The organism is Pseudomonas brassicacearum (assembly GCF_003732265.1).
Lineage (GTDB): Bacteria > Pseudomonadota > Gammaproteobacteria > Pseudomonadales > Pseudomonadaceae > Aquipseudomonas > Aquipseudomonas brassicacearum_D.
Map to the genome: position 1 here is coordinate 150201 of NZ_MOBK01000010.1, position 13106 is coordinate 163306.

The 13106-nt window shown below is 60.8% G+C and carries 11 protein-coding genes; 4 read left to right on the plus strand and 7 right to left on the minus strand.

What is annotated here, in order from left to right:
• Window positions 1–103 precede the first annotated feature (103 nt).
• The 5 genes from BK660_RS24690 to argS form a co-directional block, all read right to left on the minus strand.
• Entirely contained in the window at window positions 104–475 is a 372-nt protein-coding gene (locus tag BK660_RS24690; protein ID WP_123435491.1) for a gamma-butyrobetaine hydroxylase family protein, read from the minus strand.
• Between the two features lie 79 nt (window positions 476–554).
• The gene (gene hslU / locus BK660_RS24695; protein ID WP_123435492.1) at window positions 555–1895 is read right to left on the minus strand and encodes an ATP-dependent protease ATPase subunit HslU; all 1341 of its coding nucleotides are present in this window, start codon (window positions 1893–1895) and stop codon (window positions 555–557) included.
• A gap of 55 nt (window positions 1896–1950) precedes the next feature.
• Window positions 1951–2481, minus strand: a complete 531-nt coding sequence (hslV, locus tag BK660_RS24700; RefSeq protein WP_007899242.1) for an ATP-dependent protease subunit HslV — start codon at window positions 2479–2481, stop codon at window positions 1951–1953.
• Window positions 2482–2711: 230 nt separating this feature from the next.
• A complete protein-coding gene (locus BK660_RS24710) occupies window positions 2712–3419 on the minus strand; it encodes an SPOR domain-containing protein (protein ID WP_123435494.1) in 708 nt (235 codons plus the stop codon).
• Between the two features lies 1 nt (window position 3420).
• The gene (argS, locus tag BK660_RS24715; protein ID WP_123435495.1) at window positions 3421–5157 is read right to left on the minus strand and encodes an arginine--tRNA ligase; all 1737 of its coding nucleotides are present in this window, start codon (window positions 5155–5157) and stop codon (window positions 3421–3423) included.
• Here argS and BK660_RS33150 point away from each other — a divergent pair.
• Window positions 5156–5278 carry a hypothetical protein gene (locus BK660_RS33150; protein WP_259698531.1) on the plus strand — a complete coding sequence of 41 codons (123 nt, stop codon included), beginning with the start codon at window positions 5156–5158 and terminating at the stop codon, window positions 5276–5278. The genes argS and BK660_RS33150 overlap by 2 nt on opposite strands.
• Window positions 5279–5397: 119 nt before the next feature.
• On the opposite strand, the gene BK660_RS24720 is transcribed toward BK660_RS33150, so the two are convergent.
• Window positions 5398–7617, minus strand: coding sequence for a primosomal protein N' (locus BK660_RS24720; protein ID WP_123435496.1), 2220 nt, complete (start codon window positions 7615–7617; stop codon window positions 5398–5400).
• Window positions 7618–7905: 288 nt separating this feature from the next.
• Between BK660_RS24720 and rpmE the strand changes: the two genes are divergently transcribed.
• The 3 genes from rpmE (at window position 7906) to BK660_RS24735 (ending at window position 10402) form a co-directional block, all read left to right on the plus strand.
• A complete protein-coding gene (gene rpmE / locus BK660_RS24725) occupies window positions 7906–8136 on the plus strand; it encodes a 50S ribosomal protein L31 (protein WP_059181778.1) in 231 nt (76 codons plus the stop codon).
• Between the two features lie 14 nt (window positions 8137–8150).
• A complete protein-coding gene (locus BK660_RS24730; protein WP_123435497.1) occupies window positions 8151–8951 on the plus strand; it encodes a thermonuclease family protein in 801 nt (266 codons plus the stop codon).
• A gap of 182 nt (window positions 8952–9133) precedes the next feature.
• On the plus strand, window positions 9134–10402 hold the full coding sequence (locus BK660_RS24735) for a malic enzyme-like NAD(P)-binding protein (protein ID WP_027922102.1): 1269 nt from the start codon (window positions 9134–9136) through the stop codon (window positions 10400–10402).
• Between the two features lie 252 nt (window positions 10403–10654).
• Here BK660_RS24735 and BK660_RS24740 read toward each other — a convergent pair whose 3' ends face one another.
• Complete coding sequence (locus BK660_RS24740; protein ID WP_404942954.1) at window positions 10655–13096, minus strand: penicillin-binding protein 1A; 2442 nt, start codon at window positions 13094–13096, stop codon at window positions 10655–10657.
• Window positions 13097–13106: the final 10 nt, after the last annotated feature.

The following is a 13106-nucleotide window of genomic DNA, read 5'->3' on the forward strand; positions in this document are numbered from 1 at the left end:
CCGAGTTTAATTTTTTTCGCAAGCGGGCCAATCATTGACCCTGAGGCGGAGCATTCAAACAGATGAAATTAGAAAATGCCCTCTAAAGAGCAAGAGGCTTGACTTAGAGCATCAGCTTGACGACGGATTCGTTCGGGTCGCGGGTTTTTCCGGCGGCTTTGAGCTCGGCAAGATAGTCTTCCCAGAGTGCGTCATAACGTCGCGCCAGCTCGTACAGGTATTCCCAGGTGAACAGGCCGCTGTCGTGGCCGTCGTCGAAGGTCAACTTCAGTGCGTACTGACCGGCCGGTTCTACCTTGGTCAGGCCGACGTTGATCTTGCCAAATTGCAGGATGGGTTTGCCGTGGCCCTGGACCTCGGCGGAGGGGGAGTGCACGCGCAGGAACTCGGCGGGCAGGTGATATTCCTCGCCGGACGCATATTTCAGCGACAGGGTTTTCGAGGCTTTGTGCAGTTTGATGTCGGTGGGAAGCATAGGAAGAGCCTCGGGCGGAAAGCTACAAGCTGCAAGCTTAACTCGATAAGCTTGACGCTTGTAGCTTGCAACTTGAGGCTTACAGAATGTAGCGGGACAGGTCTTCGTTCTGTGCCAATTCGCCCAAGTGGCTGTTGACGTAGTCGGCGTCGATCATGATCACCTTGCCGTCATGGGCGCTGGCCAGGTCACCGGCGCTGAACGACACCTCTTCAAGCAGGCGCTCAAGCAAGGTGTGCAGGCGACGGGCACCGATGTTCTCGGTCTTCTCGTTGACCTGCCAGGCGATCTCGGCAATGCGCTTGATGCCATCCGGCTGGAATTCGATGCCCAGGCCTTCGGTTTTCAGCAGGGCGCAATATTGCTCGGTGAGCGACGCATGCGGCTCGCTGAGAATGCGTTCGAAGTCTTCCGGCGTCAGCGCCTTGAGTTCGACGCGAATCGGCAGGCGACCTTGCAGCTCAGGCACCAGGTCGCTCGGCTTGCTCAGGTGGAATGCACCGGAAGCAATGAACAGGATGTGGTCGGTCTTGACCATGCCCAGCTTGGTGTTGACGGTGCAGCCTTCGATCAGCGGCAGCAAATCGCGCTGCACGCCTTCACGGGACACGTCGACGCCGCCGGAGTTGCCACGCTTGGCGACCTTGTCGATTTCGTCGATGAACACGATGCCGTGCTGCTCGACCGCTTCCAGCGCCTTGGCCTTCAACTCTTCTTCGTTGACCAGGCGGCCGGCTTCTTCGTCACGCACCAGTTTCAGTGCTTCCTTGACCTTGAGCTTGCGGCTTTTCTTTTTGCCCTTGCCCATGTTGGCGAACAGGTTCTGCAACTGGTTGGTCATTTCTTCCATGCCCGGTGGCGCGGAGATGTCGACGCCGGCCACTTCGGCGACTTCGATTTCGATCTCCTTGTCATCCAGCTGACCTTCGCGCAGGCGCTTGCGGAACAGCTGACGGGTGTTGGAATCGGTAGCCGATCCGGCGTCTTCGTTACTGAAACCCATGCGTGCCGGTGGCAGCAGGGCGTCGAGGATACGATCTTCGGCAGCGTCTTCGGCGCGATGGCGGACCTTGGTCATTTCCTGTTCGCGCAGCAGCTTGATCGCCGCGTCTGCCAGGTCACGAATGATCGATTCAACGTCGCGGCCCACATAGCCGACTTCGGTGAACTTGGTCGCTTCCACTTTGATGAACGGTGCGTTGGCGAGTTTGGCCAGGCGGCGAGCGATTTCGGTTTTACCGACACCGGTCGGGCCGATCATCAGGATGTTCTTGGGGGTTACTTCAACGCGCAGCTCTTCCGGCAGCTGCATCCGGCGCCAGCGGTTACGCAGCGCGATGGCGACGGCGCGCTTGGCATCGTCCTGGCCGATGATATGGCGATTGAGTTCGTGGACGATTTCACGGGGAGTCATGGACATAGTAATTGGCGGTCCTCAGGTAAAAGTGAGCCGTGGCGTGGTGGCCAAAACAGGCTTACTCAGCGAGGTCCTGCTCCTCAATGGTGAAGGTGTGGTTGGTGAATACACAGATGTCGCCGGCGATGCCCAGGGCGGTTTCGACGATTTCCCGGGCCGACAGATCGGTCTTCTTCAGCAGTGCGCTGGCAGCGGCCTGGGCGTACCCGCCGCCGGAACCCATGGCGATCAGGCCTTCTTCGGGTTCAACCACATCGCCGTTGCCGGTGATGATCAGGGAGGCGTCTTTGTTGGCGACCGCGAGCATGGCTTCTAGGCGGCTGAGCGAACGGTCGGTGCGCCATTCTTTGGCGAGCTCGACAGCTGCGCGAACCAGGTGACCTTGGTGTTTCTCAAGCTGGCCTTCGAAACGTTCGAAGAGGGTGAAGGCGTCAGCGGTGGCCCCGGCAAAACCGGCGATAACCTGGCCGTGGTACAGGCGGCGAACTTTCTTCGCGTTGCCTTTCATCACGGTGTTGCCGAGAGAAACCTGGCCGTCGCCGCCCATGACGACTTTGCCGTGGCGGCGAACTGAAACGATGGTGGTCAAGGGAGAGTCTCCACGCAGCGGGGCGAAAATGCCTTATGCCAACTCATATGGGGGTGGTGGAGTGGATTTCAACTGTTGGGCGGGAGAGGGGACGAGTGGTGCGAGTCAGGTCGGAGCTGTGGTGTTTGCCAGGGCCCCTTCGCGAGCAAGCCCGCTCCCACCTTGGAATGCGGTCAAATGTGGGAGCGGGCTTGCTCGCGAAGAACGATGACGCGGTGTCTCTGACGTGATCAGCGGCTTTGGCGTTGTTGTAACAACAGGTTGCTAAACCCGGCACCGGCCAGTTGTTTCTGCGCCGTGGTCAGTTGTTCGCGGTTGCTGAACGGCCCGACCAGAACGCGATACCACGTCTCATCCTTCACCGTGCCGGACTCAACCGCCACGGCCTGCCCCAGCAAAATGATCTGCGCGCGAACCTTGTCCGCATCAGTCTCCTTGCGGAACGAGCCGGCCTGCAGGAAGAACTTGGTCACTGGCGCCGCTTTGGTAACGGGTGGCGCCGGTGGCGGCGTAATCCCGGCCAGAGCGGCCTGCGCGCGCGCCGTGTCAATCTTCGCCGCTTCGGCCGGCGTTACCGGTGTGGTCGGGATCGCTGGCACTTGTGGCGTTGGCAGAGTCTTCTCAGGCACGGCATCCGGCGGCACGATCACTTCCGATTCCGGCAGCAAGGTGTAGAAGTCGTACTTCGGCTTCACCGGTTGCGTCGGGCTCGGCGGGGTCTTGTTGGCCTCGGCGATCTTGGCTTTCTGTTGCTGTTCCACCTTCTCGCGCTTGACCGTGTCGCTGCCCTTGCCGGGTTCCAGTTTCATCAGGAAGACGATGAACGCGCCGACCGTCAGGCCAATAGCCATCCACAGCCAGCCCGGGATCGGCTGTTTTGCAGGAGCTTGGTAACGGCTGGCGCCACGCTTGGGTGCAGGTTTTTTCTTGGCAGCCAACTTACATACGCTCCAGAGTTTCCAGACCCAAGAGTTCCAGGCCTTGCTTGAGAGTGCGGCCGGTCAGCGCGGCGAGGCGCAGACGGCTTTGCATTTGCGCCGGGGTGTCGGCGCTGAGGATCGGGCAGTTCTCGTAGAAGCTGGAGAACAGGCCGGCCACATCGTACAGGTAGGTGCAGAGAATGTGCGGCGTGCCTTTGTCGGACACGTTGTTGAGGATTTCACCGAACTGCGCCAGTTTGGCGGCCAGTTCAAGTTCGTGCTCCGCTTCCAGCACGATCTGGCCTTCGACTTCGGTGAAGTCCTTGCCCAGTTTACGGAACACGCCAGCGACGCGGGTGTAGGCATACAGCAAGTACGGCGCAGTGTTGCCTTCGAAGTTCAGCATCAAGTCGAAGTTGAAGCTGTAGTCGCTGGTGCGGTGCTTGGACAGGTCGGCGTATTTCACCGCGCCAATGCCCACCACCTTGGCGATGTTGCGCAACTCGTCATCAGCCAGCTCCGGGTTCTTCTCCTTCACCAGGGTATAGGCGCGCTCCTGGGCTTCGGTCAGCAAGTCGATTAGCTTCACGGTGCCGCCGTCACGGGTCTTGAACGGACGGCCATCTTTACCGTTCATGGTGCCGAAGCCCATGTGTTCCATTTCCATCGGGTGCGTCACGAAGCCGGCCTTGCGCGCCACGGCGAACACTTGCTGGAAGTGCAGGGCCTGACGCTGGTCGACGAAGTACAGCGCGCGATCAGCCTTGAGCTTGCCGCTGCGGTAACGCACGGCCGCCAGGTCGGTGGTGGCGTAGAGGTAGCCGCCATCTGCCTTGACGATGATCACCGGCAACGGGTCGCCGTCGGCGTTTTTGAACTCGTCGAGGAACACGCACTGGGCGCCATTGCTCTCGACCAGCATGCCGGCGGCCTTGAGGTCGTTGACCACGTTGATCAGGTCGTCGTTGTAGGCACTTTCGCCCATCACGTCAGCCATGGTCAGTTTGACGTTCAGCAGTTCGTAGATTTTCTGGCAGTGCGACAGCGAGATGTCCTTGAACTTGGTCCACAGCGCCAGGCAGTCCGGGTCACCGGCTTGCAGCTTGACCACCAGGCCACGGGCGCGATCGGCAAACTCTTCGGATTCGTCGAAGCGCTGCTTGGCCGCACGGTAGAAGTTTTCCAGGTCCGACAGCTCGTCGCTGGTGATCGGGTTTTCCTGGAGGTACGCCATCAGCATGCCGAACTGGGTGCCCCAGTCGCCCACGTGGTTCTGACGGATCACGTCGTCGCCGAGGAACTCCAGAACGCGCGCCACGCCGTCACCGATGATGGTCGAGCGCAAATGGCCGACGTGCATTTCTTTGGCGAGGTTCGGTGCCGACAGATCGACCACGGTGCGTTGCACCGGGCCGGCCTTGCGCACGCCGATGTGTGCGTCGGCCAGTGCGGCATCGAGGCGAGTGGCCAGGGCATCGGTGTTCTGGAAGAAGTTCAGGAAGCCCGGGCCGGCGATTTCGGTTTTGCTGACGTTTTCATCAGCCGGCAGCGCAGCGATGATCTTCTCGGCCAGGTCACGCGGCTTCATGCCGGCCGGTTTGGCCAGCATCATGGCGATGTTGCTGGCGAAGTCGCCGTTCTTCTTGTCGCGGGAGTTTTCCACCTGGATCGCCGGCGACAGGCCTTCAGGCAACACACCTTCATTGACGAGTTGGGTGATGGCTTGTTGGATCAGCTGGCGAATGGTGTCTTTCATGGTGGTCTCTTTCGACCGCAAGCGCGGCGCGCGCTTCGATGCGCTGGTGGAAAAACTGGGCATTATCCGTTGCGAAGACGGGCTTGCCAACTATAGCGGGCAGGATATGGATATGTGGTGACAAATAGTCAGCCTTCGCGAGCAGGCTCGCTCCCACAGGGGATATTCGTCGATCACAAAACCAATGAACACCACAGGTCCATTGTGGGAGCGAGCCTGCTCGCGAAGGCGATCTCTAATTCAATACAAATCCACGGGATCGACATCCAGCGACCAACGCACCGCCCGCCCACTCGGCATCTGCTCCAGCACCAGCAACCAACTGCTCAACAATCGATGCAGCGGCGCCCGCGCTGTGGCCTGCAACAACAACTGTGCGCGATAACGCCCGGCGCGGCGCTCCATCGGCGCCGGCACCGGCCCCAACAACTCAATCCCGCCCAGATTCTGCTCGGCCAGCAAACGCTCGGCCTCGCTGCACGCTTCATCCAGGAAGCTTTCAGCCTGCCCCGGTTTGTGCGCTTCGGCCCGCAGCAGCGCCAAATGCGCAAACGGTGGCAGTCCGGCGGAGCGACGTTCGCTCAACGCCTGCTCGGCAAAGGCGAAATACCCTTGCTCGGTCAGCTGCACCAGCAACGGATGGTCCGCCAGGTGCGTCTGGATAATCACTCTGCCCGGTTCTTCGGCCCGTCCGGCGCGCCCGGCCACCTGAACGATCAACTGCGCCATGCGCTCGCTGGCGCGGAAGTCGCCGGAAAACAGCCCGCCGTCGGCGTCGAGAATTGACACCAGCGTTACTCGTGGAAAGTGATGCCCTTTGGCAAGCATTTGCGTGCCGACCAAAATGCACGGCTGGCCTTTCTGAATGGTGGCGAACAGCTGATTCATCGCGTCCTTGCGCGACGTGCTGTCACGGTCGACCCGCAGCACCGGGACGTCCGGGAACAGAATCGCCAGCCGTTCCTCGGCGCGTTCGGTGCCAGCACCCACGGGGCGCAAATCGACTTTGCTGCATTTCGGGCAGCGCCGCGGTACGCGTTCGACGTAGCCGCAGTGGTGGCAGCGCAGCTCGCCGGATCGCTGGTGCACGGTCATCCGCGCATCGCAGCGCTGGCATTCGGACATCCAGCCGCAATCGTGACATAGCAGCGTCGGCGCAAAGCCGCGACGATTGAGGAACACCAACACTTGCTGGCCGGCGGCCAGTGTCTGACCGATGGCTTGCTGCATCGGCCCGGAAATACCGCTGTCCAGCGGGCGGCTTTTTACATCCAGGCGCAGGAAGCGCGGTTGCTTGGCGCCGCCCGCTCGCTCGTTCAGCCGCAGGAGGCCGTAACGACCGGTGTAGGCGTTGTGCAGGCTTTCCAGCGACGGGGTGGCGGAGCCGAGGACAATCGGGATGTTTTCCTGCCGTGCGCGGACCAGGGCCAGGTCGCGGGCGTGATAACGCAAGCCTTCCTGCTGTTTATAGGAGCCGTCGTGCTCTTCATCGATGATGATCAAGCCTGGGTTTTTCATCGGCGTGAACAGCGCCGAGCGGGTGCCGATAATGATGTCGGCGTCACCGTCCCGCGCGGCAAGCCAGGCTTCGAGGCGTTCGCGGTCGTTAACCGCCGAGTGAATCAGCGCGATGCGCGCATTGAAGCGCTGCTCGAAACGAGCGAGTGTCTGCGGGCCGAGGTTGATCTCCGGGATCAGCACCAGCGCCTGCTTGCCGGCTTCGAGGGTTTCGCGGATCAGCTGTAAATAAACTTCCGTCTTGCCGCTGCCGGTGACGCCGGCCAGCAGAAACGCATGATAGCTGTCGAACCCGGCGCGAATCGCTTCATAGGCGGCGCGTTGTTCCGGGTTGAGTGGCAGTTCCGGCTGCGCCAGCCAATGTTCATGGCGCGCGCCGGGGGCGTGTTTGCGGATTTCCACCTGGACCAGGTCTTTGGCCAGCAACAAATCCAGACTGTCCTTGCTCAGCATCAGTTTGCTCAGCAATTGATGCGCCACGCCGTGGGGATGCTGGGCCAGTGTCGCCAGGGCTTCGCGCTGGCGGGGCGCGCGGGCGATGCGCGGATCATCAAGGCTGGCGCCCGGCGCGGCGGACCAGAAGCGTTCCTGGCGTGCTTCGGCCAGTTCACCCTGACGCAGCAACACCGGCAGCGCCCAGCTCAAGGTGTCGCCGAGACTGTGTTGGTAGTACTGGGATGTCCACAGGCACAGCTTGAACAGCGCGGGTGGCAGCGGTGGCGTGGTGTCGAGCAGGGCCAATGCCGGTTTGAGCTTTTCCACCGGCACTTCGCTGGTGTCGGTAATCTCCACCAGAATCCCGATCATTTCCCGCCGACCGAACGGCACCCGCAGGCGCATGCCCGGTTGCAACTGGGCGCGCAGGACGCCGGCCGGGGCACGGTAATCGAACAGGCGGCGCAGCGGCGAAGGCAGGGCGAGGCGCAAAATGGCGTCGGGCACGCGGGGGGATCTCGATAAACGGGCGGTAGTAAAGTCGGACGCATACTAAATGTGGGAGCGGGCTTGCTCGCGAATGCGGTGGATCAGACACATCATTGTTGCCTGACACACCGTATTCGCGAGCAAGCCCGCTCCCACAAGAGGTGCGCTTTGGGTCGGGAGCCTAGCAGACGGTCGGTCTCAGCGACAGCTTGCGCGATTGGCAATGTCTGGTAGAATCCGCGGCCTAATTACGTGCGGTATTCAACAATAGTGTTGAGTGGCGGCACGCTAGCCTGAGGAATCATCATGAAAGCCGATATCCATCCAACATACGAAGTCACCGCAGTTACCTGCAGCTGTGGCAACAAGTTCGAAACTCGTTCGAACCTGGCCAAGCCTCTGGCGATCGACGTATGCAACGAGTGCCACCCGTTCTACACCGGTAAGCAGAAGACTCTGGATACTGGCGGTCGTGTACAGCGCTTCGCAGACCGTTTTGGCGCTTTCGGCAAGAAAGCTCCAGCTGCTGCAGAGTAAGGTTGAAGGGCCCGATGGGCTTTTCCTTGCTGTTGAAAAAGGCGTCCCTCGCGGGCGCCTTTTTTGTGTCCGCGATTTGGCTCTCCGGCGCCCAGGCATTCTGCCCGACGCCGAGCGAACTGGAGTCGGTCACCGTGCAGCGGGTAGTGGATGGCGACACCTTGCGGCTGAGCGATGGCCGCAGTGTGCGCATGATCGGCTTGAATACGCCTGAGCTGGGCAAGCAGGGCCGTTCCGACGAGCCGTTTGCCGTGGTCGCGCGCAAACGTCTTGAGGCGCTGGTGGCTGACAGTGCCGCAAACGTCGGTTTGCTGCCGGGTAAAGAAAACAAGGACCACTACGGCCGCACGCTGGCCCATGTCTACGGCGCCAACGGTGCCAATCTTGAAGCGCAGATGCTCGCCGAAGGCCTCGGCTTTCAAGTGGCGGTCGCCCCCAATGTCGATCTTGTCGGTTGCCAGCAAGCTGCCGAACACAGTGCCCGACAGGCCGGGCTTGGGGTTTGGCGGCAATCTCCTGTACTGAAAGCGGAGCAGATCAACGTTTCCGGTTTCGTCGTGCTCAGCGGTCGTGTGAGCAAGGTTCAGCGCAATCGCGGCGGGGTTTGGATCGAGTTGCAGGATTCGGTTGTATTGCGTGTTGCACCCAATTTGCTCGGGCAGTTCGATGTCCCGGCGCTGGAAAAGCTGGAAGGCAAGCAGATCGAGGCGCGTGGCTGGGTGCTGGACCGTTCCCGACGCGGCGGGTTGAAATCCGGACAGGCGCGCTGGCTTCTGCCGCTCACCGATCCGTCGATGCTGCAAATCGCGCGATAAGAAAAAATTGTAGACATTTTTTCTGTCGATTGTGAACAGTCTATCCCTTGTGTTCCGCGGCTCTTGGCCCAAAGTCGTAGGGCCGGGCGCTTGACAGGGGTGACCGGTCAGTCTTGTGGGGATTTTGCGAGGCGCGTATCCTCGCTGACCAGTCTGTCCAACAGTAAAAGCGGAATGCCCCCATGTCTGATTTGAAAACTGCCGCTCTCGAATATCATGCCCATCCTCGTCCAGGTAAGCTGAGCGTCGAGCTCACCAAGGCCACTGCTACCGCCCGCGACCTGTCGCTGGCCTACAGCCCCGGCGTAGCCGAACCAGTACGCGAAATCGCCCGCGATCCTGAACTGGCCTACAAATACACCGGCAAAGGCAACCTGGTTGCAGTCATTTCCGATGGCACCGCGATTCTCGGCCTGGGTAACCTCGGCCCATTGGCTTCCAAGCCTGTGATGGAAGGTAAAGGCGTGCTGTTCAAGCGCTTCGCCGGCATCGACGTTTTCGACATCGAAGTCGACTCCGAAAGCCCGCAAGCCTTCATCGACACCGTCAAGCGCATCTCCATCACCTTCGGTGGCATCAACCTGGAAGACATCAAGGCACCTGAGTGCTTTGAGATCGAGCGCGCTCTGATCGAGCAGTGCGACATTCCGGTATTCCACGATGACCAGCACGGCACTGCGATCGTTACCGCGGCCGGCATGATCAACGCCCTGGAAATCGCTGGCAAAACCCTCGCTGACGCCAAGATCGTCTGCCTGGGCGCCGGTGCGGCCGCCATCTCCTGCATGAAATTGCTGGTGAGCATGGGCGCCAACATCGAAAACATCTTCATGGTTGACCGTACCGGTGTGATCCACTCCGGCCGTGACGACCTGAACCAGTACAAGGCTGTCTTCGCTCACGCGACCGACAAGCGCACCCTGGCTGACGCCCTGCAAGGCGCAGACGTGTTCGTCGGCCTGTCCGGCCCGAACCTGCTGAGCGCTGAAGGCCTGAAATCCATGGCGGCCAACCCGATCGTGTTCGCGTGCTCCAACCCGGATCCGGAAATCTCCCCGGAACTGGCTCACGCCACCCGTGACGACGTGATCATGGCCACCGGCCGTTCGGACTACCCGAACCAGGTCAACAACGTGCTGGGTTTCCCGTTCATCTTCCGCGGTGCCCTGGACGTTCGCGCCAAGCGCATCAACGAAGAAATGAAAGTGGCCGCGGCCAACGCCCTGCGTGAACTGGCCAAGCTGCCGGTTCCTCAGGAAGTGTGCGACGCCTACGGCGGTATCAAGCTGGAATTCGGTCGTGAGTACATCATTCCGAAACCAATGGATGCCCGCCTGATCACCCTGATCTCCGATGCTGTGGCCAAGGCTGCCATCGAGACCGGCGTAGCGACCCTGCCGTATCCGAAGAACTACCCGCTGAAAAGCGTGGATGACGTGTTCAACGGCTAAGCCGTTGTAGCGCTTCAACCAAAAAGCCCCGGCTCGTATGAGTCGGGGCTTTTTTTTGCCTGAGCGTTTTGCAGCGGTTGTGATGGCCTCTTCGCGAGCAAGCCCGCTCCCACATTGGACGCGTACCCCTGTGGGAGCGGGCTTGCTCGCGAAGGCGGACTGGCAGGCGACACATCTATGTGTGGAATACACAAATCAAAAAAAAGCCCCGCTCTTCTTCCGAAGGCGGGGCTTTTACGTTGCGCTAGCCGATCAGAACAAATCGATCGGTGCCGCTTCATCCGCTGGCAGCGGGCTGCCCGGCGCCGTGCCGTTGCCCAGCTCGTTCACCGACGGTGGTGTGTCTTCGGCCTTGAACAGTTCGAAGTACGCGCCTGGCGTGCCTGGGCTGGCGGCACGACCACTGACCGGGTCGACTCGCAGGCTCAGGATGCCTTCCGGCTCTGGCTGCGTATGCGGCGGCTTGTCTTTGAGGGCGGCAGCCATGTAGTTCATCCAGATCGGCAACGCGACGGTGCCGCCGAACTCCTTGCGACCCAGGCTTTCTGGCTGGTCGAAACCGGTCCAGACAGTGGTCACGTAATCGGCGTTATAGCCGGAGAACCACGCATCCTTGGATTCGTTGGTCGTACCGGTCTTGCCCGCAATGTCGCCACGTCCCAGGGCCAGCGCGCGACGGCCGGTACCGAGCTTGATCACGTCCTCCAGCATGCTGTTGAGGATGTAAGTCGTGCGGCCATCGACAATGCGTTCGGCTACGGCTGGCGTTTGCGGCGCGGTGCCCGGCGCGGCTGGCGCCTCACCCGGTGTCGCGTTGACCGTAAAGGTCTGCGCGACCGGCGCAGCAATGCCACTGCTCGCTGCAGCGCCCTGAGGAACGCTTGGCGGGTTGGCGACGAACAGCGTGTCGCCGTTGCGACTTTCGATCTTGTCGATGATGTACGGGGTAATCTTGAAGCCGCCGTTGGCGAAGGTGCTCCAGCCCGTGGCGATCTCCATCGGCGTCAGGGTTGCGGTGCCCAGCGCCAGCGACAGGTTGGGCGGCAGGTCCTGCTTGTTGAAGCCAAAGCGGGTGATGTAGTCGATCGTCTTGCCAACGCCCATCGCTTGCAGCAAGCGGATCGACACCAGGTTGCGCGACTTGTACAACGCCTCGCGCAGACGGATCGGACCGAGGAAGGTGTTGGTGTCGTTCTTCGGACGCCAGACCTTGTCCAGGTATTCGTCGACAAACACGATCGGCGCGTCGTTCACCAGGCTGGAGGCGGTGTAGCCGTTATCCAGCGCCGCACTGTAGACGAACGGTTTGAAGCTCGAGCCTGGCTGGCGCTTGGCCTGCAAGGCACGGTTGTAGTTGCTCTGCTCGAAGGCAAAACCGCCGACCAGCGAACGAATGGCGCCGTTCTGCGGATCAAGCGATACCAGCGCGCCTTGCGCCTGCGGGATCTGGCTGAATTTCAGCGAGTTGTCCGGCTGGCGCTGCACGCGAATCAGATCGCCGACCTGGGCTACATCCGCAGGCTGCTTCGGATTGGCGCCCATGCTGTTGGTGTTCAGGAACGGACGTGCCCACTTCATGCTGTCCCAGCCGACGTGTTCGTCACCGGTGCGGGTCATCACTTGCAGGCCATTCTTGTCGACCTGAGTCACGATGGCGGGTTCAAGGCTGCTGATCGTGCGTTGCTTGGTCAGCTCGGTGGCCCAGGCCTCGCGCGTCTTGCCCGGCAGGCGTGACTCGGGGCCGCGATAGCCATGGCGCTGGTCATACGTCATCAAGCCTTCGTGAAGCGCAGTGTTGGCCATTTCCTGCAGATTGCTCGGCACGGTCGTGGTCACGCGGAAACCTTCGGTGTAGGCGTCGCTGCCATAACGCCCGACCATCTCGGCACGGGCCATTTCGGCGATGTACGGTGCATTCACTTCCGGCGTCGGCACGTGATAGCTGGCGTTCAGCGGTTCGTTGATTGCCGTGGTGTAGTCCGCTTCGGTGATTTTCCCGAGCTTGTACATGCGCCCCAGAATCCAGTCGCGGCGCTCTTTACTGCGCGCCGGGTTGGCCAGCGGGTTGAAGCGCGACGGGGCTTTTGGCAGGCCGGCGATCATCGCCATCTGGGCGAGGCTGACGTCACGAATCGATTTGCCGTAGTAAACCTGCGCGGCGGCTTCGATGCCGTAGGCGCGGTTGCCCAGGTAGATCTTGTTGACGTAAAGCTCAAGGATCTCGTCCTTGGTCAGCTGCCGTTCGATCTGCAAGGCCAGGAGAATTTCGGTGGTTTTGCGCGAGAAGCTGCGCTCGCTGGTCAGGAAGAAGTTCTTCGCGACCTGCATGGTGATGGTGCTGCCGCCGGACTGAATGTGCCCGCTTTTGACCAATTGGGTCGCTGCACGCATCAGGCTGCTGGGATCGACGCCATAGTGGTTGGCGAAATTGTCGTCTTCAGCACTTAGTAACGCATTAATGAAATTGGGCGGAATGTCGGCGAAACGGATCGGAGTACGGCGCATTTCGCCAAATTCTGCGATCAACTTGTTATCGCTGCTGTAGACCCGCAAAGGAATCTGCAACTGGATGCTTCTCAGCGCCTCCACGGATGGCAATCCGGGACTAAGGTAAAGAAAGGCGCCACTCAGACCCAGAAGCAGTCCGCAGAAAACGGCGACGATGGACCAACCGAAAAATTTCAGCAGACGAATCAAGGCTTTT